The organism is Trueperella sp. LYQ143, assembly GCF_046599595.1.
Taxonomy (GTDB): domain Bacteria; phylum Actinomycetota; class Actinomycetes; order Actinomycetales; family Actinomycetaceae; genus Trueperella.
Genome location: NZ_JBKIWR010000003.1, coordinates 82,368 through 104,378 on the forward strand (window position 1 = coordinate 82,368; position 22,011 = coordinate 104,378).

Annotated in this window: 20 protein-coding genes; 3 read left to right on the forward strand and 17 right to left on the reverse strand. The window is 54.1% G+C overall.

Features of this window, described 5'->3' with window-relative positions; translation table 11 throughout:
• Nucleotides 1-74: 74 nt before the first annotated feature.
• A complete protein-coding gene (locus ACLHIL_RS02320; RefSeq protein WP_411296333.1) occupies nucleotides 75-449 on the forward strand; it encodes a hypothetical protein in 375 nt (124 codons plus the stop codon).
• Between the two features lie 127 nt (nucleotides 450-576).
• Here ACLHIL_RS02320 and ACLHIL_RS02325 read toward each other — a convergent pair whose 3' ends face one another.
• The 10 genes from ACLHIL_RS02325 to xerD form a co-directional block, all read right to left on the reverse strand.
• Nucleotides 577-3,597 (reverse strand): family 43 glycosylhydrolase, encoded by a 3,021-nt coding sequence (locus ACLHIL_RS02325; RefSeq protein WP_411296334.1) that lies wholly within the window; start codon nucleotides 3,595-3,597, stop codon nucleotides 577-579.
• A 221-nt stretch (nucleotides 3,598-3,818) separates the two neighbouring features.
• Complete coding sequence (locus ACLHIL_RS02330) at nucleotides 3,819-4,163, reverse strand: DMT family transporter (RefSeq protein ID WP_411296335.1); 345 nt, start codon at nucleotides 4,161-4,163, stop codon at nucleotides 3,819-3,821.
• Nucleotides 4,163-4,477, reverse strand: a complete 315-nt coding sequence (locus ACLHIL_RS02335) for a DMT family transporter (protein WP_411296336.1) — start codon at nucleotides 4,475-4,477, stop codon at nucleotides 4,163-4,165. Before ACLHIL_RS02335 ends, ACLHIL_RS02330 begins: the two co-directional genes overlap by 1 nt.
• Nucleotides 4,478-4,512: 35 nt before the next feature.
• Nucleotides 4,513-5,925, reverse strand: a complete 1,413-nt coding sequence (gene der / locus ACLHIL_RS02340; RefSeq protein WP_411296361.1) for a ribosome biogenesis GTPase Der — start codon at nucleotides 5,923-5,925, stop codon at nucleotides 4,513-4,515.
• 25 nt (nucleotides 5,926-5,950) lie between these two features.
• Nucleotides 5,951-7,732, reverse strand: a complete 1,782-nt coding sequence (locus tag ACLHIL_RS02345) for a prephenate dehydrogenase (protein WP_411296337.1) — start codon at nucleotides 7,730-7,732, stop codon at nucleotides 5,951-5,953.
• Nucleotides 7,732-8,487: a pseudouridine synthase gene (locus tag ACLHIL_RS02350; RefSeq protein ID WP_411296338.1), complete on the reverse strand. Its 756-nt coding sequence runs from the start codon at nucleotides 8,485-8,487 to the stop codon at nucleotides 7,732-7,734. The genes ACLHIL_RS02345 and ACLHIL_RS02350 overlap by 1 nt, the downstream gene beginning before the upstream one ends.
• Nucleotides 8,484-9,035, reverse strand: a complete 552-nt coding sequence (scpB, locus tag ACLHIL_RS02355; RefSeq protein WP_411296339.1) for an SMC-Scp complex subunit ScpB — start codon at nucleotides 9,033-9,035, stop codon at nucleotides 8,484-8,486. Before scpB ends, ACLHIL_RS02350 begins: the two co-directional genes overlap by 4 nt.
• Complete coding sequence (locus ACLHIL_RS02360; RefSeq protein ID WP_411296340.1) at nucleotides 9,028-9,795, reverse strand: segregation and condensation protein A; 768 nt, start codon at nucleotides 9,793-9,795, stop codon at nucleotides 9,028-9,030. The genes scpB and ACLHIL_RS02360 overlap by 8 nt, the downstream gene beginning before the upstream one ends.
• Complete coding sequence (locus ACLHIL_RS02365; protein WP_411296341.1) at nucleotides 9,795-10,649, reverse strand: ParA family protein; 855 nt, start codon at nucleotides 10,647-10,649, stop codon at nucleotides 9,795-9,797. Before ACLHIL_RS02365 ends, ACLHIL_RS02360 begins: the two co-directional genes overlap by 1 nt.
• 17 nt (nucleotides 10,650-10,666) lie before the next feature.
• Complete coding sequence (gene xerD, locus ACLHIL_RS02370) at nucleotides 10,667-11,635, reverse strand: site-specific tyrosine recombinase XerD (RefSeq protein WP_411296362.1); 969 nt, start codon at nucleotides 11,633-11,635, stop codon at nucleotides 10,667-10,669.
• Nucleotides 11,636-11,733: 98 nt separating this feature from the next.
• Between xerD and tkt the strand changes: the two genes are divergently transcribed.
• Together tkt and tal are read left to right on the forward strand one after the other, a co-directional pair.
• A complete protein-coding gene (gene tkt, locus ACLHIL_RS02375) occupies nucleotides 11,734-13,827 on the forward strand; it encodes a transketolase (RefSeq protein ID WP_411296342.1) in 2,094 nt (697 codons plus the stop codon).
• Between the two features lie 91 nt (nucleotides 13,828-13,918).
• Nucleotides 13,919-15,016 carry a transaldolase gene (tal, locus tag ACLHIL_RS02380; protein ID WP_411296343.1) on the forward strand — a complete coding sequence of 366 codons (1,098 nt, stop codon included), beginning with the start codon at nucleotides 13,919-13,921 and terminating at the stop codon, nucleotides 15,014-15,016.
• Nucleotides 15,017-15,264: 248 nt separating this feature from the next.
• On the opposite strand, the gene secG is transcribed toward tal, so the two are convergent.
• The 7 genes from secG to rapZ form a co-directional block, all read right to left on the reverse strand.
• Nucleotides 15,265-15,510, reverse strand: coding sequence for a preprotein translocase subunit SecG (gene secG, locus ACLHIL_RS02385; protein ID WP_411296344.1), 246 nt, complete (start codon nucleotides 15,508-15,510; stop codon nucleotides 15,265-15,267).
• Between the two features lie 117 nt (nucleotides 15,511-15,627).
• The gene (gene tpiA, locus ACLHIL_RS02390; protein WP_411296345.1) at nucleotides 15,628-16,404 is read right to left on the reverse strand and encodes a triose-phosphate isomerase; all 777 of its coding nucleotides are present in this window, start codon (nucleotides 16,402-16,404) and stop codon (nucleotides 15,628-15,630) included.
• Nucleotides 16,405-17,598 (reverse strand): phosphoglycerate kinase, encoded by a 1,194-nt coding sequence (locus ACLHIL_RS02395; protein WP_411296346.1) that lies wholly within the window; start codon nucleotides 17,596-17,598, stop codon nucleotides 16,405-16,407.
• Nucleotides 17,599-17,723: 125 nt separating this feature from the next.
• Nucleotides 17,724-18,728: a type I glyceraldehyde-3-phosphate dehydrogenase gene (gene gap, locus ACLHIL_RS02400; protein ID WP_411296347.1), complete on the reverse strand. Its 1,005-nt coding sequence runs from the start codon at nucleotides 18,726-18,728 to the stop codon at nucleotides 17,724-17,726.
• Nucleotides 18,729-19,040: 312 nt separating this feature from the next.
• On the reverse strand, nucleotides 19,041-20,021 hold the full coding sequence (gene whiA, locus ACLHIL_RS02405; protein ID WP_411296348.1) for a DNA-binding protein WhiA: 981 nt from the start codon (nucleotides 20,019-20,021) through the stop codon (nucleotides 19,041-19,043).
• A 66-nt stretch (nucleotides 20,022-20,087) separates the two neighbouring features.
• Nucleotides 20,088-21,029, reverse strand: a complete 942-nt coding sequence (locus ACLHIL_RS02410) for a gluconeogenesis factor YvcK family protein (protein WP_411296349.1) — start codon at nucleotides 21,027-21,029, stop codon at nucleotides 20,088-20,090.
• A gap of 2 nt (nucleotides 21,030-21,031) precedes the next feature.
• Complete coding sequence (gene rapZ, locus ACLHIL_RS02415; RefSeq protein ID WP_411296350.1) at nucleotides 21,032-21,985, reverse strand: RNase adapter RapZ; 954 nt, start codon at nucleotides 21,983-21,985, stop codon at nucleotides 21,032-21,034.
• Between the last annotated feature and the right edge of the window lie 26 nt (nucleotides 21,986-22,011).

The window sequence follows — 22,011 nt, forward strand, 5'->3', positions numbered from 1 at the left end:
TTAAGTCCCATATCCTTACGACGAGTGACGTATCGACCAGCAGAACTACTGCCCCTAACTGGAAAGAAAAATTAGTGAACAATACCGAAGATATTGGAGATACTGAGCAAGATATCGAGCCGCGTTTCGATCTACATCATGAAGTAGTAACACCGTGGCAACACAGCGAGATAATCGATGACCACCACGTGCGTATCTTCTTTGCTGTTGGTTCACCGCGCTGTTTTGGGGCGCGCACAATCCTTGAAGAAACCGAGTCTGCGATACGGATTGCTGTAGTCTGCGGGCTTATCCCCGATAGCCCATCAGCGTGCACACTGGAACTGTTATACGTTTCCGCACTAGTTCATACACAAATGCCTATTGGCAATCGCCCGATACTACCACTTGAGCATCCTTATGGATTACATACCGACGAAGAAGCGGCGAGAGACGGCAACCTCAAATAGTACCTGGAAGCGTGCATGTATGTATGTGGTGTTGGGGCCGCGCTGTTCTTGCGCAGCCCCAACACCATACAGCACCAATTGCCTAACAGTTAGCCGCTGCTAACTTGCTGCTTAGCACACCCTGCAGCTACGACATCGCGACCTTTCGGCGAATACGCACGGCGCACAGTCCACTACCAACGAGCAGAACTGCCAGTGCAGCAATCGCCATACCGGCAAGCTGCGCGCCGGTATGCGGCAAAGCACTAGGCGCTTCATGAGAGGCAATCACCTGTTCGCCTGACTGTGGTGAGCTACCTGGCGCAGGCTGCGGTTGCGGCGCAGGCACCGGACGATCTGGGGAGGGATTCGGTTGTGGTGCAGGTGATGGCGTCGGTTGATTCTCCGCAGCCATTACCTGAAGTTCCCAGATGCCCGGCGAACCTTCACCCTCATGGGCGCCCCAGGATTGCATAACAACCCGCAACGCCGAGGTAGTAACCGGCGCAAACTTCACAGTATTAAACACATCGCGCTCCCGCGCATAAGATTGCCCTGGATCGAGAACTACATCAACCCATTGATCCCCCTGCTGATACTGAATCTTCCACTCACGTGGCGGAATCATGCCGGCATTGGCCTCATCAGGAGAATCACTAAACCACCACACCGCAGCCGATCCAACGGTAACTGCCTGCGGCCACTGCAAGGTGGCGGAGATCTCCCCTACCTGTGGCCAAGTTCCCCACTCTTTACCGCGCAAAGCTGGATCAGCCATGCCCGGAGCCATCGTCCCGTCATTCAACCCCGACACGGTATTCCAACTCGCAGTAAATGACGCAGATGGGCTGGCATAGGGTGCGATATTGCCGGTCATTGGCGCGCTCGGATCAAAAGGAATGGTCAACTCTCCGGAAGCGATATTGCCCGCACGATCGAAGACGTGATAGCCCAATACGTGCTGCATGCCGTCTGGCGGGGCAATCTCCGCTCCTACATCACCTGAGTGCCACGGCCCATTATCAAAGCGATACATCATTGAATGAACCCCAGAGAGCTCGTCATGAGCATTCACAACTGCTGAGCGGCCACGCAATTGTGCCTCCGCCGTCGGCGCCACCGTATCAATGCGCACACTCTGGCTTACCGACGAGGAGGTATTGCCGTGACGATCACGCGCAATGGCGGTAATCGTATGCGTCCCGTCACCCGTAATTGACACGCAGTGCTGGTGAGCTGGTTCCTGCGCTACCCAGGGCTGAGCATCCACAGTGCCAGAATATGACAGCGCGTAATCCTGGTCATCATTTCCTAAAGCACACATCGGTACGGCAGTGCGATACCACCCGTCGGCACTCGCCTGCGCAATAGTACCCAAAGCCAAGGTTGGCGCCTGCGTATCCGGGGTGTCCGGCTGTTGCCCAGAAGCCGTTACCGTCACATCCTGCGTCACATAACTCGTGTCATATCCGAGGACTCGCCCGCGAACCGTAAACTGACCAGGTTGGGCATAAGACGCAGGATCAATCTTCTCCCAGCGCACTGACCGCCATTGCTCTCCGAGACGAATCCCCTCAGGCATAGGTGGCGGCGTGCCGACCTTAGTTACCACCGGAGAAAGCTGCGGGCTACCCGTCGGTGCAGCATATACTTCCCACTCTGAGATGGAAACCGAATGATAATACGGACCTTCCGCTTCACCAGTTAAGGTCATGCGCAATGCATACGCGGTCACTGGCTCAGCAAAATCAATCTGATTCCAGGTATCCACTTCGCGCGGAGTGCTTCGTAACGCAACGGGATGCCAGTTACCGTCAGTGCCCAAATAATCCACAGTGTAGGACGCGGGCGGGCGAATCCAGTTCCCATCGCGATGGAACATTGCTCCCATGCCGGTGATCGTCACCGCACTATCCCACGAGTAAAGCACCCAATCGGAAGGAACTGTATTCGTTACCCCGCGATAGTTCCCCCACTGATCTGGTGGCAATAACGCTGCAGGTGCCCGCCCGTCATTCAGTGCGGCAAGGCGCATAGGCGGCTGCTCGGTAAACGACGCCGCTACCTCGCGGGCATCTGGGGCAATATTCGTTGTTAACCGCCATGCTGGATCGTCTGCTCGCGTCGGGGTAACACGGTTGATTTTGTCGCCATTCCACGTCACTTCATCAATGGCGACAGAACGGCGGAAGTGACCACCGTTAACCGCGTCTTTGGTCTGGTAAGTGACGTACCAATGCCCCTTAAATTCGATGAGTGCCGGATGCATTGTTGTTGCGGATGTGCCACCCACAATCACATCTTGGAAAGTCCACGGGCCGCGGGGATTTTTCGAGGTCGCGTAGGCGATACAGGCCTGATAGTTCGACGGAGTACACTGCGATCCGCCCTTCTTCCAGTCATATAACAGGTAGTAGGTATCGCCCTTTTTTGTTATCCACGGGGCTTCGAAGAACGAATCCAGACCCGTCATTGTCTGAATATCCCCCACCCGAGTCACCATATCGGGGGCGAGTTCCACTACTCGCGCGGTGTACCACGATCCCCAATACAGATACGTATGGTCGCCGTCTATTAATACATGCGGATCAATGATTTCCTGCCCGTTCGTCGCATCTCCAAAGACATCTCGCCAAGCGAGCAGTGGCTTGCCAATGGCATCGCGCCACGGCCCCACAGGAGAATCAGAGACAGCTACACCGATCGCCATACGGTTAGGCACAGACGTATCTTGCGATTCAATAGGAACGTACCAGTAGTACTTGCCGTCGCGCCCCTTAACCGTTTGCCCAGCATACGCTCCCTTACCGGAAGCCCAGCTAAAGACCTCAGCAGGGCGCAGATTGCCTTCCCAGATATCCCAATGCCCACCGGCAACATCACTCGTTGACATGACCACGTACTCCGTCATGTCAAACGATCCGTAATCCGGCGCCGCGCTATCTCGACCGGCGTAGATGTAGAGCCGATCCCCGTCCACAAGCATCGCCGCATCGGCTGTATATAGCGATCCGTCCCGAATGATTGGGTTACCGTCTGAGGTAATGGAACGGGTAGGCGCAGGTGGCGTCTGCCCAGAATCCGCTGCTGCTACGCTGACGCCGCCTATTCCTGATAGCAGGAAGGCTGCAGTGGTGGCGAGGAAACGGCGAGAAAAACGTGCACTCATTTCATTCTCATTTCACAACCGGGAACAACCTTGTTCACCTGGCACTTTAGCATTCCCACTAATAAAACGAAAGCCCTTTCGGATAGTGGTACTGCGGCGTCAGCAACTACTAGATCCAGGCGCCGACGCAAGGCGCAGAATATTGCTTTCCACCACACCAGCACAGGTACACATATCTAATAAATTGCACCGGCATATTACAGATATAACTTATAGCCCTATTATTGGGCGTCTTGCTCCGATTCGTGCCGACCTGTCATAGACAAGCCAGTAGCACAGCACATAATGCCTACCAAAAACACAACTTTTGCCACAGTTACCGGCTCATTACCGCGCACAATCGCATAAATGACCGTCAAGGCACTGCCAATCGCCGTCCATACTGCATAGGCCGTCCCCGTCGGAATAAACCGCATTGCGCGCGCCAAGCCCAACAGAGAAACAACCATAGCCACTGCACATATCACCAGGGGAATCGGGCGAGTAAAACCAGCAGAGGCTCCCAGTGCACTCGCCCAAATGGCCTCACAAACACCAGATAAGCCCAGAATTACCCACGGCATCATCAGGACACAACCTTCAAACCGATGACACAAGCCACCAAGGCAAGCAGCAGCCCAATTCGCATAATTGAGGCCTTCTCCTCGCCAGTAACAAGGGAATACCCAACCGTCATAGAGGCGCCGGTAGCCGTCCACACTGCATAGGCCGTCCCCGTCGGGATAGAACGCATCGCGAAACCCAAACCCGCAATAGAGACGACCGAAGCACCCACGAAGATAAGCGTCGGCCATAATCGGCGAAATCCTGCACAGCGGCTTAAAGCCACCGCCCAGATCGTTTCACACATCCCAGAACCGACGAGAATAACCCAATCCATAAATATCTAAAAATTACGCGGACTATCTACGCGGATTATCGCTTACGCCGTTCCCGGGCACGCACGGCAATTTCAACTGGCGACCCCGTGAAATCGTATTGCTCACGCAACCGCCGCTCAATGAAACGACGATACCCATGATCGAGATGCCCAGTAGTGAACAAGACGAAGCGAGGTGGCTGCACGCTGACCTGCGTCGCAAACAAAATACGCGGCTGACGCCCACCCCGCACAGGATGCGGATGAGCAGAAATCAATTCCCCCAACGTCGAATTCAACTGCCCGGTGGCGATACGCTTATCCCACGATTCCAAGGCCTTCTCCATCGCACGAGTCAAACGATTCGTATGCCAGCCAGTTTTCGCAGAGATATTAATCCGTTCAACCCACGGCATCTGCACTAATTCGCGTTCAATCTCCCGATCAAGGTAGCGGCGCCGCTCCTCATCAACAAGATCCCACTTATTACAAATCAGGACCATAGCGCGACCGGCATCAATGACGCTTTGCATCACCTTCAGATCTTGATCGGTGATCTCCACAGAAGCGTCAATTAACACCAATGCTAATTCGGCACTGTCAATCGCCCGCTGCGTCCGTAAAGACGCATAGTAATCTGCCCCGCGCTGCAAGTGAACCCGACGCCGAATACCTGCAGTATCAACAAACGTCCAGGCCTGACCATCAAGTTCGATAAGCTCATCAACTGGATCTCGCGTCGTGCCAGCGAGATCATCCACAACAACTCGATTTTGCCCAGCTAGCATATTGAGCAATGACGATTTCCCGACGTTCGGGCGCCCCACTAAAGCCACTCGACGAGGACCCTCCCCTGGGCGTTCATAATTGACCTGGGACTGCCTCGGTAAAATTCGCATTGCCTGATCAAGAAGATCACCAGAGCCTCGCCCATGCAACGCCGAAACCGGAAACGGTTCACCCAGCCCTAAAGCCCACAAATATGCCGCATCTGCTTCCTGTTGTGGAGAATCGACCTTGTTCGCGGCTAATACAACAGGTTTTCCCGAACGACGAATGAGATCCACAATGTGCTCATCTGCATCAGTAACCCCAACCGTCGCGTCAACAACCAGAAGTACTGCGTCCGCATTCTCGATAGCGATCTCAGACTGCACTGCCACTGAGCGGTCAATCCCCGTGACGTCAATCTCCCATCCCCCAGTGTCAACCACCGTGAAATCTCGGTCGGCCCACTGCGCGTCGTAATACACCCGATCTCTCGTCACCCCAGGCGTATCCTGCACTACCGCAACCCGTTTACCGACAATGCGGTTCACCAACGTCGATTTACCAACATTGGGGCGACCGACAATCGCTAACACCGGACGCGGAGCAACCGCGGCATGTTCTACTAGCTCATAATCATCTGCCAGGAGGGCGTAATCGTCTTCATCAAGCTCGTAATCATCCAGGCTGGCCCGCATCATGCCATAGCGGCGGTCATCTAATTCTTCAGTCACGGTACTTCTCCGGAATCAAGGAAATAACAGCATCGACGACCTCATCAATTGTGAGGTTTGACGAATCTATCGTGACGACACCATCTTCGGCAGTAATAAAGTTCGACACAGTCGAATCTTGTTGATCGCGACGAATGATCTCATCGCGAGTTGCAGCAATCGCCTGCTCATCGGCTGATCCCTGATTCTCTAACGCGCGGCGAGCCAACCGAGCCTGCTCTGAAGCCGTCAGTAACACTCGTACCGGCGCTTGCGGAGCAACAACCGTCGTTATATCGCGACCTTCCGCAACAATACCGCGCCCGTTTGCATATCCCGCAGGTGTTTGTTCAGCGGCGATAATATCCCGTTGAGCCTGCGCTAATTCAGCTCGGACCGCCAGATTAACTGCCACTTGAGAAACCACCTTTGATAGCGCAGAAGTACGGATCTCCTCCGTAATATCGACACCATCACAGATAAAACGCTGAGCACACGGATCCAGTTCAATAGCTAACGGCATCTCGGATACAGCAGCTACAACAGCGTCGTGATCCGAAAGCGGAATCCCGTTATGCAATGCCCACCAGGTTGCCGCACGGAACATTGCTCCCGTATCCAGATATGCCAAGCCAAGTCGATGTGCAACCGCTTTCGCCACTGTTGATTTTCCTGACCCTGATGGGCCATCAATGGCAATAACTAACGCCGCTTTCGTTTCACTCATCACTACTCGCCATCCTCGCGAATCCAGACCCCGTTCCAATGGGGCAACCTGATGCGGGTGTACGGAAATAATAACCCGACCCACTGGCTGACGTGCCGAATGTTCAATCTCGACATCTTCAATATTGACCCCGATCTCGCCAATCTCAGCAAATAGCCGACCGAGCATTCCTGGCTCATCGGGAATAAGTACCGTGACCTCACCGTAATGTGCACGGGCGCCACCATGCTTACCAGGAATCCGCCCAACTCCGCGATTCCCGTCAGCAATCACCGCAGAAATACGATCTAACCGAGCCGGTTCTGCGGTTAACCCCGCAATCACCGCTGCCAGACGGGCATGAATATCCTGTAAAATCCGCACGATTTCACGTCGGTTCCCCTGGATGATTGCCGTCCACAGCAACGGATCAGATTCGGCAATGCGCGTCACGTCCCGCAAACCTTGCCCAGCTAAATCTAAAGCATGCGACGGCGCCTCACACAGCGCGGCCGCCACCAAAGAACTCATTATCTGAGGCATGTGGGAGATCACCGCAACAGCCTGATCGTGCTCCTGTGCATCTAGCTCAATCGGAGTCGCGCCCATATCAATGACAAGACCGCGAGCTATCTGACGAGTATGCGCCGAGTGGCGTTCATCCGAGATAACTACCCACGGACGCCCCACGAACAAATCCGAATCTGCTGCGATTGCTCCAGAGCGCTCCCGACCTGCCATCGGATGTGAACCAATCCAGCGATTCGCCTGCGCATGTGTGGCAATCTCCTGAGCAATAACGGTTTTCACCGACGCCACATCCATCACCACAGCTTGCGGGAAACGATCTAAGGCATGGCACACCACTCGAGCTGTCACATCCGGTGGGACCGCGACAATAACGAGCTGCGGATCAGTTGCGGCAGCGCAACTGCCAGCACCTAAATCATGCGCAAGCTGCGCGGCAACAGGAGAGGCATCTTCTAAAAAGACCTGCACCCCTGCTCGGCGCAATCGCAATGCAATGGACGTCCCTAACAACCCAGTACCAATGACAAGTACTGGTGACGGGGTAAGTAAGGTCTCCATTACAGATCCACCAGGGACATTAACGCGCCCAATTCGGAACCACCCACAGTACGCACCTGCCCCGGCTTTAACCGCCCAATAGGAATATTGGCAAATTGAGTGCGCACCAGTTCAATGACCGGATGCCCGACCTCTTCCAACATGCGTCGCACAATGCGATTACGGCCAGAATGTAGCGTTATTTCAATAATGGATGACTTCGCGCCTACCTCTCGGATAACAACCCGATCAGCCTGAATCGGCCCATCATCCAAGGTGATCCCATTTTCCAGAACACGCGGCAGACCCCGAGCAACCGCCCCCATTACCCGAGCGATATACGTCTTAGATACCTCAAAGGATGGATGGGTAAGCCGGTGTGCCAGTTCCCCGTCGTTGGTCAGCAATAAAATACCTTCGGTATCCACATCAAGACGCCCCACATGAAAAAGCCGTTGCGAGCGATCAGCAACATAGTGGGCCAGGCACGGGCGACCTTGATCGTCGTTCATTGTAGAAACGACGCCACGTTCTTTATACAGCGCTAACGTCACCTTGGAATCATCAAGCTGTACTCGGTTACCATCGACATGAATGATGGCAGTTTCCGGATCGACGCGGATACCTAGCTGACGAACAATAACATTATTGACGCTCACTCGCCCACTGGCGATGAGTTCCTCACACGCCCGACGCGATCCTACTCCGGCATGGGCAAGAACTTTCTGCAAGCGTTCCCCGCTTGGTTCATGCACATTGTGCGCAGTGCGGCTCATCGCATCTCCTTTTCAATATCGTCTAATATGGCGTCATCTGGCAGGTAGGGCGCCAAAGGTGCTAATTCGTCTAACGAGTTCATCCCCATTTTCTCAAGAAAGAGTGCGGTTGTGCCAAATAACCCAGCGCCAGTTGCAGCGGTCGTTCCCACCTGCTCCACTAATCCGCGAGTGACCAAGGTGCGCACCACTGAATCCACCTCTACCCCGCGAATTGCGGCGATTTGTGCTCGGGTGATGGGCTGACGATAGGCGATAACTGCGAGAGTCTCCAAGGCGGGAACCGATAGTCGGGCTGATTGACCGGCAGTGACGAATTCCCCAACGATCTGGGCATATCGCGGATCAGAATACATTCGCCAGCCGCCCGCGGCTTCTCGAAGCTGAAATCCCCGCTCATCAGCACAGTACTGTGTTTGCATGGAACGCAATAAAGCGTCAGTATCTGCTTCACTGGCTTCAATCGCCTGTGCAAGCCGCGTAACAGATACCGGCTCTGGCGCCACCATAAGGATCGCTTCCAGTGCCCCGCGTTGAAATTTATTCATCGTCTTTTCCTACTCGAATGACAAATAACGGTTGCAATGGCCCTTCTTGTTCCACTCGAATTTCGCGATCACGCAGCAGTTCTAAGAGTGCTAAAAATCGGGAAATGACTGTGGGGATTGAGCGGGCGTCTCGGCACAACTCCGTAAAACTCACCCGATCTCCTCGCACTAACCGTTGGCGCAGATATGCCACCTGGGTATCTACCGGGACGAGTGGATCGTGAAGATGGTCCATCATGACTTCGGTGGGCTGACGAGTGAACGGACGTGCTGCCAAGATCGCCAAATCCACGACCGTCAACGGCAACTCCACTTCCGGTAATAATGCGCGAAATTCATCTTCCATTGGGACGATCCGAGCATAGGCCAGAGATTGCTCAGATAACCGCTGGGCAATATCCATCGATACGTCTTTGAACGCCCGATATTGCAATAGTTTTGCAAACAGCACATCGCGCGCCCCCAATAATTCGAGATCTTCTTCCTCGTCCTCATCGTGGGGCAACAATCGCGCCGCTTTCAGATCAAGCAATGTGGCTGCAACCACGAGAAACTGTGAGAGCTGGGAAATATCTGCGTCGTCTTGCGCCTGGATAAAAGCCAGAAATTCGTCTGTTACCTCTGCCAAGGCAATCTCGGTAATATCAAGTTTTTTCTTGGTAATCAGCGATAGCAGGACGGCAAAAGGTCCCGAAAACACATCGAGATCAACTGCGAACTCATCAGAGCTAAACAGATCTTCGCGAATCGGCGCGCTCACTACGGCGCACCACCTCGCGAAATAAGCTCCCGAGCTAGGCGCAAGTAGGCTTGCGCGCCCTTTGAGTTCGGGTCATAGCTGGTGATCGGTTCTGCAGCTACCGTCGCGTCGGGGAAACGGACAGTTCGCGGAATCTGCGTATCGAATACGCGATCACCGAACTGTTGCCGAATTGTGGAGATTACCTCGCGGGCGTGAAGTGTGCGAGTATCAACCATCGTCAGCAACACGCCATCAATTTCCAACTGCGGGTTAAGCCGATCTTGGACGCGCTCAATCTGATCCACCAGCAACGCGACGCCGCGCATAGCGAAGAACTCTGCTTCCAGAGGAATAATGACGCCATGAGCAGCCGTCAGCGCATTCACCGTCAGTAATCCCAAAGAGGGTTGGCAATCGACGATGATAACGTCGTATTCCCCGAGGACTGGACGCAGAACCCGCATAAGGGATTGCTCCCGCGCGACCTCGTTAATGAGCTGGATCTCCGCCGCCGATAGCTCGATATTCGCCGGCAATAGATCCAGGTTTTCGGAAATAGGATGGATAATACGGGTGACATCCGGTTTCGTGGCCACCATTTCGTTATATAGCGTGCGGTCCAGCGCCATCGTATTGACGCCTAAACCGGCGGATGCCGCTCCTTGAGGGTCAAAATCGACCACTAAAACCCGCCGCCCGTATTCCGCAAGACCAGCCGCAAGATTGATGGAGGTCGTCGTCTTTCCGACGCCACCTTTCTGGTTGCACATGGCGATAATCCGAGCTGGCCCATGCGTGTTGAGGTCACCGGGTAGCGGGAAGTCACGCTCCGGATCTAGTTCATTGAAAAGATCTGTCTGTACTGGTGTCACATATCTAATCTACCGGATTACGCCCCCGAGGTATGCATGGCACGGGGATGGGCCGAAATATATGTTTCGCGTAACGTCTCTCGGGTGACTTTTGTGTATATCTGTGTGGTAGTCACCGAGGAATGGCCGAGCATCTCTTGCACTATGCGTACATCCGCCCCGCCTTGTAATAAATGAGTGGCAAAGGAATGACGGAATGTGTGCGGAGAAATACCAGGTATTCCAGCACGCTCAGCGATCGCGTGAATGGCTATCCATGCCGATTGCCGAGTGAGTGGGTTGCCGCGTTTATTCAAGAAAATAGTGGTGTTGCCGCGCCCGCGGCAGGCTAGTGCTGGCCGGCCACGCACCAGGTATGCCTCTATTGCGTCAATGGCATATCTGCCTAAGGGTAAGACGCGCTCTTTGCGACCCTTACCAAAGAGTCGAATACTGGCTGTCGTTAAATCAATATCATCGGCAGTCAATCCCACTGCCTCCGAGATACGAGCACCTGTGCCATAGAGAATCTCTAATAGGGCGCGGTCGCGCAGCGATATTGGTGTATCTGACGCGCTGGCAGTATCTAAAAGCTGGGTCATCTGGTCAATGGTGATAGCTTTCGGCAGACGCTGCCCTTGTTTAGGAGGATGCAGATCTGTTGTGGGATCGCTGGGAGTACGGCCTTCTGCGAATAAAAACTCATGTAAGCGGCGAATGGCGGTAATCATGCGCGCAACAGAGGATGCAGCCATCGGTTTGCGCCCGTCTGCCCCGCATAGATAATCCACAAAGGCAGCCGCATCCTCGGCTGTTACCTCGGCAAAGGCGTGTCGTTGACGGGCACATAAATGATTGACGTAGTGGCTCAGATCGCGCTGGTAAGCAGCTATCGTATTCGGCGATAGCGAGCGTTCTACGCTTAAATGCGCCAGATACTGGCGGATGTCGCGTTCAAATGACGCGGTGGAATCATCCGCCTTGAGATTACTCCCCACATTTCGCACTTTAGTCACCTCTTTAGGCACGTTAACACGCTAGGCTAATCCTATGCAGGGCGCATCACCCCAGCGTGTTTTTCACTGACGAAAATAAAGGAGAACTGATGACAACCTTTGAATGGAGCGACCTCGATCAGAAGGCCGTCGATACCGGGCGCGCACTGGCCGCTGACGCCGTGCAAAAAGTCGGTAATGGTCACCCTGGTACGGCAATTTCGCTCTCCCCTGCCGCTTACCTCCTGTTCCAAAAGGTGCTGCGCAACGATCCTTCCGACGATATGTGGCTTGGTCGTGACCGCTTTGTCTTATCCGCTGGTCACTCGTCGCTTACCCAATACGTCCAGCTTTTCTTGGCCGGATACGGGCTGGAGATGGAAGATATTGCCGCACTTCGCACTGCAGGATCGTTGACCCCAGGCCATCCGGAATACCGCCACACCAAGGGCGTTGAAATCACAACAGGTCCGTTGGGTCAGGGCTTGGCCTCAGCAGTAGGCATGGCAATGGCTGCTCGTCGTGCGCACGGCTTGCTTGATCCCGATACTCCGGCCGGGCAGAGCCCCTTTGACCACTTTGTGTACACCATCGCTGGTGATGGCTGTATGCAAGAGGGCGTTACATCTGAGGTGTCCTCACTGGCTGGCACCCAAAAGCTTGGCAATCTGATCTTAATTTGGGATGACAACCGCATCTCAATTGAGGATCGCACCACGATTGCTTTCACGGAGGACGTCCTAGCGCGCTACGAGGCATACGGCTGGCATACCCAGCACGTTGATTGGCGTGGTGGCGGAGAGTATCACGAAGATCTCGAAGCCCTCTTTAACGCTATCGAAGAGGCGAAGTCTGTCACTGATAAGCCGTCCATCATTCGCCTGTCCACCATTATTGCCTGGCCAGCACCGACTAAGCAGGATACCGGCGCAGCTCACGGCTCGGCCCTCGGCGATGCGGAGATCCGCGCGATGAAGGAGCTTCTCGGCTTGGATCCCGATAAGACTTTCCACATTGATCCGGAAGTTCTTGAGCATACTCGCCGTCAGGCTGCCGATAAGGCACAGCGGGTGCGTGCTCAGTGGCAGGAATCCTTCGATGCCTGGGCCGCAAAGAATCCGGAAAAGAAAGAGCTTCTCGACCGCTTGTGCGCACACGAATTGCCCGCTGGCTGGGAGAAAGCACTTCCCGTCTTTGAAGCAGGCTCATCTGTTGCTACTCGTTCTGCCTCCGGTAAAGTCCTTAACGCAATCAAGGATGTTCTGCCGGAGCTGTGGGGTGGCTCGGCTGATTTGGCTGGTTCGAATAATACCTATATGAATGGTGAGCCGTCTTTCCTTCCGGCGGATCGTTCTTCGCAAATGTTCTCGGGTAACGAGTTTGGGCGAAACCTGCACTTCGGTATTCGCGAGCACGGTATGGGCTCAATCATCAATGGCATTACTTTGCATGGTTTGACCCGCTGCTATGGTGCAACATTCTTTGTTTTTGCTGATTACATGCGCCCACCTGTGCGGTTAGCTGCTCTCATGAAGTCTCCGTCGATTTTCGTCTGGACTCATGATTCAGTTGGCGTGGGCGAGGATGGGCCGACGCATCAGCCGATTGAGCACCTGTGGGCATATCGGGCGATTCCTGGATTGGATATCGTTCGTCCGGCTGACGGTAACGAAACGGCGCAGGCGTGGCGCGGCATCTTGGAGCGGAGCGATCGTCCGGCTGGTCTGATCTTGTCTCGCCAGAATTTGCCGGTGATTGCGCGCGGTGATGGGTCAGCAGAAGGCGATACGTATGCCTCGGCAGAGGGCGTCCTCAAGGGCGGCTACGTCTTGGCAGATGCCCCCAAGGTTGATGTCGTGCTTATCGCAAGTGGCTCTGAGGTTAGCGTTGCTCTTGACGCCCGCGAATTGCTCGCTAAAGATGGCATTGGCGCTCGAGTTGTTTCCATGCCGTGTTTGGAATGGTTTGAGGAGCAGGATGAAGCCTACCGCGCAAGCGTTATTCCTTCCGAGGTTCGAGCCAGGGTCAGTGTGGAAGCAGGATCGACGTTCGGCTGGAAGGCCCTTGTTGGTGATGCTGGTCGTTGCGTCGGTATCGATCACTTCGGCGAGTCTGCCTCTGGTGATCTATTGATGAAGAAGTACGGCATTACCGCAGAGAATGTTGCTGCTGCCGCTAAAGAATCAATTGATGCCGCTCGCTAATATGTGTTGAGGCGACGCCGCGGAGTCTGTTTGGTATTGGCTCCGCGGCGTCATCATATACCACCTGTCAGTAAAGAAAGGACCTCAGAATATGAGTAAGCTGCATGAGTTGAGTGAGCACGGGGTGTCGATCTGGCTTGATGATCTTTCGCGCGCTCGGTTAACAAGCGGAAATTTGGCAGAGCTTATTCGCGATCATGCTGTCGTTGGAGTGACGACGAATCCAGCGATTTTCCAAGCGGCCATTTCTGATGCTGATGATTATCGGGATGATATTCGTCGGCTAGCTCAGGAGGGCTTGGACGCAGAGGCAATTATTACAGAATTAACCACCTCGGATGTTCGCCAGGCTTGCGATCTTTTCGCTCAGACGTATGAGCAAACGGATGGCGTTGATGGTCGTGTCTCGATTGAAGTAGATCCGCGTCTGGCGCATAACGGCCCACAAACCGTTGAGCAAGCTATGGAGCTGTATGAACGGGTTGACCGCAAGAATGTCATGATTAAAATTCCGGCGACGACCGAGGGGCTTTCCGCAATTCGGGAGACTATCGCGGCTGGAATTTCTGTCAATGTGACGTTGATTTTCTCGATAGAGCGTTACCGTGAGGTTCTTGAGGCTTATCTTGAGGGGCTGGAGCTGGCCGCGCGGGCGGGGCGGGATCTATCGCAGATTCATTCAGTGGCGTCGTTTTTTATTTCTCGGGTTGATACTGCAGTTGATGCTCGACTTGAGGAAATTGGTGGGCCTAGTGCCTTGGCCATGCGTGGCAAAGCGGCCATCGCATCGGCACGTACCGCGTATGAGGTGTTCCGCGACGTAGAATCCTCAGATCGGTTCCAGACGCTCGCTAATCAGGGGGCACGCTTGCAGCGTCTCTTGTGGGCCTCAACCGGAGTGAAGAATCCAGCTTATTCTCCGACGATGTATGTGGATCAGTTGGTGACTTCTGCGGTGGTCAACACGATGCCGGAAGCGACTTTATGGGCAGTTAAGGATCACGCCGATCTGCATGCTGGTGATACTGTCCAGCCAGCTATTGAGCAGGCACATAATACGCTTCACCAGCTAACCTTGCTGGGAGTTGATCTACCGGGGACGTGTCACAGGTTAGAGGACGAGGGCGTAGAGAAATTTGAAGTGGCATGGGAGGATCTCATTCAAACGGTCCACGATGAAATGCGCTGAGGTGTAGGAGCTGTGCCGGATCGTTCTCGTTTTCGCATGGCTCTTCCCTACCTAACATGTGCTGTTCTGTGCCGCTATGGATGATCGAAAAGGTGATCATCTGCCTGTTGTGGGGCGTCTGGGTACAAAATAGCGAACTGCTCCTATATGCCCCACAACAGCGGTTTACATATAGATAATTGGTGGGCGGGTGATCTGTGCAGATCACCCGCCCACCAATTATCGTTTACGGTATTGCTACTGAAGCGTCAGTATTGAACCTTGGTAATAAGCCCAATCATCACAATCGAAGCCAGCCACACTAACGCGACAACGATGGTGATGCGATTCAAGTTACGTTCTGCTACGCCAGAGGAGCGCATCGAGGTGGAAATACCACCACCGAAAACATCGGAGATGCCCCCGCCTCGACCCTTGTGCAATAGGATCGACGCGATCAAGAGCAAGCTCGAAATGACGAGCAATACGATCGAAATAATGAGAAGCACCTTCACTGTGAATCACGACTTTCTCTGAACCGAAAATTCCTGCTCTAGTCTACGGTACATAAGGGGGCTGATATGGTATATCAGCCCCCTTATGTGATAGCTCTCTCGCTTTATCTGCGGAATTTAGGCCTGGTAGGTGACGATCTTGGCGAATTCGTCAGCATCCAGAGAAGCACCGCCCACTAAGGCACCGTCTACATCGGGCTGAGCCATAATATCCTTGACGTTGCTGGACTTAACCGAGCCACCGTACTGGATACGCACTGCATCAGCAGTTGCCTGATCGTAGAGTTCCGCAATCTTTTCACGGATGGCGCCGCAGACTTCCTGAGCATCTTCCGGGGTAGCTACTTCGCCCGTTCCGATAGCCCAGATCGGCTCATAGGCGATGACCGATTTTGCTACTTCGGCTTCAGATAAACCATCAAGCATCTCGGCGATCTGCCCGAGAACGTATTCCACCTGCTTGTTTTCCTTGCGGATATCCAGAGCTTCACCGCAGCACATGATCGGAGTCATGCCAGCGTCAAGCACTTTCTTCGCTTTCTGGCCAACTAGTGTATTGGTTTCACCGTGGTATTCGCGACGCTCGGAATGACCGACAACAACATAGGTACAGCCCAGTTTGGTGAGCATAGCAGTGGAGATTTCTCCGGTGTATGCCCCCTTCTCATGGATGGAGACGTCCTGAGCACCGTAGCTAATGTCGAACTCTTCAGAGTCAACCAGAGTCTGCACAGAGCGGATATCAGTGAATGGAACAATCACTGCGGTATCCACCGTAGCAAAATCATGCTTGAGGTCTTTCAACGTCCATGCCAGCTTCTGCACCAACGACGTTGCCTCAAGGTGATCGAGGTTCATCTTCCAGTTGCCAGCCATCAATGGGGTGCGAGTCATTTAATCCTCCAGAACTGCGATACCCGGCAGCTCCTTGCCCTCGAGATATTCGAGGGAGGCACCGCCGCCGGTGGAAATGTGATCGAACTTTTCTTCGTCGAAACCGAGAGTGCGTACAGCAGCCGCGGAATCTCCACCACCAACAATGGTGAATCCGTCTGCGTTTTGCATAGCCTCTGCGATCGCCATCGTTCCCTTAGCAAATGCGGGGAACTCAAAGACGCCCATAGGACCGTTCCATACGATCGTCTGCGATTCAGTAATCGCCTTGGCATACAGTTCGCGTGTGCGCGGACCAATATCCAAGCCCATCTCTTCTTCTGGCATTTCGCCAGTATCGTAGATGGAGGCTGCTGCATCTGCATTGAATTCTGGCGCAGTAACGTTATCGACCGGCAGCAGGAGCTTAACGCCCTTTTCCTTTGCTTTCGTCAAATACTCTGCTGCCTTCTCCACGAAGTCTTCTTCTAGGAGAGACGTGCCGACTTCATTGCCCATTGCCTTAAGGAATGTGTAGGCCATGCCGCCTCCAATGAGGAGACGATCGGCTTTATCGAGCAGGTTGTCAATCACTCCGAGCTTATCGGACACCTTCGAACCGCCAAGCACAACCGTGTAAGGGCGCTGGGGATCCTTAGTGGCCTTCGACAGGGAATCAATTTCCTTGAACACTAATTCGCCCGCCGCAGATGGCAGTTCCTTGGCGATGTCATATACGGAAGCCTGCTTGCGATGCACTACACCGAAGCCGTCAGAAACAAAGGCTTGAGCAAGAGCGGCATATTCGCGGGCCAGCTCTTCGCGCTGTGCATCATCTTTAGAGTCTTCTCGAGGATCAAAGCGCACGTTTTCCAACAGGACGACGTCGCCATCTTCCATAGCTGCTGTGAGCTCTTTGGCCGACGGACCGACGGTATCTTCGGCAAGTTTCACTTCTTTACCAAGCAGCTCCCCTAAGCGCTTAGCTACCGGAGCAAGCGAGAACTCTGGCTTGACCTGCCCCTTGGGACGGCCAAGATGGGCAGCAACAATCACGCGTGCCCCGGCTTCAACCAGGCGAGTAATCGTCGGCAGCGCGGCCTTGATACGGCCATCATCGGTGATGTTCTTCTCGTCATCAAGCGGAACATTGAAATCCGAACGCACAAATACTTTCTTGCCGGCAAGATCGCCGAGCGAATCAATAGTCCTCAAATGCTTTCTCCTTACAGGTTAGGTAGTGCCATTATGCCGACTTTGGCACAATGACCACAGCTTTCTGAGAGAGTGCCCGCACATTTTTCATGTGCGGGCACTCTGACGGCACTGTTGATGTGATCTTAGAGCTTGGAGCCGACCAGTTCGGTCAGGTCAACAAGACGGTTCGAGTAGCCCCACTCGTTGTCGTACCAAGAGACAACCTTAACCTGGCCATCGATAACCTTGGTCAGACCAGCATCGAAGATCGAGGAAGCCGGGTGACCTTCGATGTCCTTGGAGACGATCGGATCCTCGGTGTAAACCAGGATGCCCTTGAGCGGACCCTCAGCAGCCTTCTTCACAGCAGCGTTGATAGCCTCAACCGAGACTTCCTTCTCTGCTTCGAAGGTCAGATCGGTGGCCGAACCCGTCGGGGTCGGAACGCGCAGTGCGTAACCATCGAACTTGCCCTTCAGCTCGGGCAGCACGAGAGCAACAGCCTTCGCGGCGCCGGTGGAGGTCGGAACGATGCTCAGCGCGGCTGCACGCGAGCGACGCAGATCCTTGTGCGGACCATCCTGGAGGTTCTGATCGGCGGTGTATGCGTGAACCGTCGTCATCAGACCCTTGATGATGCCAAATTCGTCGTTAAGAACCTTAGCCAAAGGAGCCAAGCAGTTCGTGGTGCACGAAGCGTTGGAGATGATGTTGTGCTTCTCCGGATCGTAATCTTCGTGGTTCACGCCCATAACGATGGTGACATCCTCATTCTTCGCCGGAGCGGAGATGAGAACCTTCTTTGCACCAGCTTCGAGGTGTGCCTTGGCTGCTTCAGCATCGGTGAAACGACCGGTGGACTCGATGACGATATCAACGCCGAGCTCGCCCCACGGCAGCTTGGCTGGCTCGCGCTCTGCGAGAGCCTTAATAACGCGATCGCCAACCTTGATCTCATCATCGGTGTACGTCACTTCTTCCTCGAGCGTGCCCAGGATTGAGTCGTACTTGAGCAGGTGAGCGAGCGTCTTGTTATCGGTCAGATCGTTCACTGCCACGATTTCAAAATCGGCGCCCTTCTTGAGAGCTGCACGGGTGAAGTTACGCCCGATGCGGCCAAATCCGTTGATTCCAACCTTAATGGTCACTCTTGTCCTCCTAGTGTGGACGTGCCACACGTCGTCGATATCTGAACGGGAATCTCCCGCAACGATGACTTCAGCGTATTCACTGACGCCCATCGTTTCGTACCGATTCTACCTCGAAAAGGTCGTGAACTATAGGGACCTTAGGCAATTGCTGCCGCGTGTTTCACACTCAGCAAAATAGCCGATCTCATGAAATATCACTTTTGACTGGTAATGCTCATAGGATACGCGAGCCAGATCCACCGGTAAGCGCACCGCATGCAGATAACAGGTACTCTTATCGTGAAAAGCGCTTACCTGCGCTCTCGGAACTTATTGCCCGCGTTGCATCCGGTTAACGGCTTCCATCGTATCTGGAATACCTAATTCGGCAGCACGCTTATCAGCCATCGTATTGAGCCGACGCAGACGCCCGGCGACCGCATCCTTCGTCACCGGCGGCTTGAGACGATCTCCCAGCATATTAAGCGAATCATCCGGATACTCGATGCGATACTCCCCAGCTTCTCGTAAATTCTTCGGAATATCATCACCGAGAATCTCAAAGGCTCGCTTTACTCGAATAACCGCAACTACTGCCGCATCTGCACTACGGCGCATATTGGCGTCATCAAAATTCGCTAATCGGTTTGCCTGCCCCAATACTTCTCGTTCAGTGCGCAGCTCTTCCCATCGCAGCACTGCGTCGTTACCGCCCATGCGGGTCAACATATCGGAGATCGCATCCCCTTCTCGAATATCGATGCGGAAAGCGCCACGAGCCTCCCGTGCCCGATACGGAATTCCCATCCGACGAGCCAAACCTCCAATGCCATAGGCCGCTTCTAAGGAGGGGCACACGATTTCCAGAGAAGAATTACGACCAGGTTCGATGAGGCTTCCTCGGGCAAGGAACGCTCCACGCCACGCGGCAGCAGCATCAGCTTTCGATCCCGCAACGATCTGCGGCGGGATACCACGAACTGGACGACCATGCGGATCAAGCAGGCCTAAACGGCGAGCAATACGCTCCCCGTTGGTCGTAATACGCACCACATAGGTATTACCTGGGCGAACCGGATTCTGCACAACTACCAAATCGGCGTCGATACTGAAAAGCCGCTTGATTAGCTCGCACAAATGGCGAGCAACCGCCGGATGCTCAAGTTCTGCCTGCAGTGATACGACACCATTATTGATCTGCAGACCACCAGAGAATCGGAATATGATCGCCACTTCTGCAGATAGCGACGAGGTGGATTGCGGAACAACCGTCGACAGTTCGTCTTTCACGAGTCCAGTCAGAGCGGGCATACATCCTCCTCATAGTTCACACGCGCAAGTAATCCGCACGAGTCGTTAATATATCGGTAATCAGTGTTAGGAGTCGAGTAGCTCTCGAAAAACGGCCGCCAAATGCAGGCTATCGTGACACGCTTCATTATGGCGAGAGCGCACCGAGGCACTGTGGATAGTTGCCCCACATTCAGAAGCCGCGTGCGAAAGATCTTCCCAATCCGTGACCGAATCTTCGTCCACAATGATCGCATCCAGGCGTAAATCTGGGGAATGTTCATGGAAAGATCGAATATGATCGGCCGGAGATAGACCTTTTGTTTCGCTATCTCGAACCAAATTAATAACCAGCGCGCGTCGAGCCGCAGTATTGCGCAGCGCTTCATGCAATTGCGGTACCAGCAGATGCGGAATGACGGAGGTGTACCACGATCCAGGACCAAAAATTACCCAATCAGCCTCATGAACCGCGCTCAATGCTTGCGGGAAAGCTGGCGGATTCTCTGGAAAGACGTACACTTTCGAGATTTCGTTATCCGACGAGGCCACGGCAACTTGCCCGACGACGCGACGGGTCTGCGTTCCATCTAGCACGTCAGCTTCAATGCGCAGCGGGGTTGCCGCCATCGGGACAACGCGCCCTTTGGTATCTAATAAGCGACCAACGAGATCGAGACCCTCAACGGAATCGCCAAGTAAATCCCATACCCCGGTCAGTAGCAGATTCCCTAGAGAATGCCCATTGAGAGGACCATCGGAGGCAAAACGATATTGCAGCACATCGCGCCAGGTCAACCCCCACTCCCCGTCATCACATAAGGCAGACAAAGCCATGCGCAGATCGCCGGGAGGCAAAATATCGAACTCTTCGCGCAGACGCCCGGAGCTGCCACCATCATCGGCAACCGTCACAACCGCAGTGAGATTCCTCGTCAGTAGCCGCAAAGCCCGCAAACTAGCATAGAGCCCATGCCCGCCGCCTAAGGCAACGACCTTCGCCCCATGCGCCCCACGTCGCTCACGCATCGCTACTCCCGACCTAAATCGCGATGCATTACTCGCACGGAATGACCATTATCGCGCATAATCTGGGCGCATTTTTCTGCCATTGCCACTGAGCGGTGTTTTCCTCCCGTGCACCCGAACGCAATCGTGACATAAGGTTTAAGCTCATGCCGATACCCCGAGAAAATTGGCTCCAAGACCTTGGTGTAGCCAGTGATGAATTCCTCCGCTCCAGCAATATGCAAGACGAAATCTGCCACCGGCTGATCCTTACCAGTGAGATGCCGCAATTCGCTCACCCAGTAGGGATTAGGCAAAAACCGCACATCTGCCACGTGATCGGCATCTAACGGAATCCCGTATTTGAAGCCAAAAGACATCACTGTCACATGCGTCCCGGCATCTTTTGCGTGTTCCAAGCTAGAGCGAAGCTTTCGCGCTAAATCATGCACCGACAAATTACTCGTATCAATATAAATATCTGCCCGCTGTTGGAGATCTTTAAGCAAATGCCGTTCATGGACGATACCGTCTAGCAGTCGCCCATCGCCTTGCAGTGGATGAGGACGCCGCACGGACTCATATCGGCGCACCAGAACGTCATCTGTCGCGTCCAAGAAAATAATGCGATAGTCAAGATTGCGCTCTTGTAAGCTATCAAGCACTTCGACAAATTCACGGAAATATCCGCGAGAGCGCACATCAACCACAGCAGCTAACTGGCTCACACCCCCAGCTGCCGGGCTCATCAACCCAGCTAAGGCCGTAAGCAGACGGGGTGGCAAGTTATCAACGACGTACCATCCGAGATCCTCCAGCGTCGCTGCTGCTCGAGTACGCCCCGCCCCAGACATACCAGTGATAATAATGATCTCTGGGACATCCACCGGAGGGAGCACCGCTTCGCGGTCAAGCTGCGGGACAATCCGTGGAATCTTGCTCGTATCGTTAATGTGCTCGTGCGGGATAATATCCATAGTTCTATCGTGCCATTCTTTTTCGC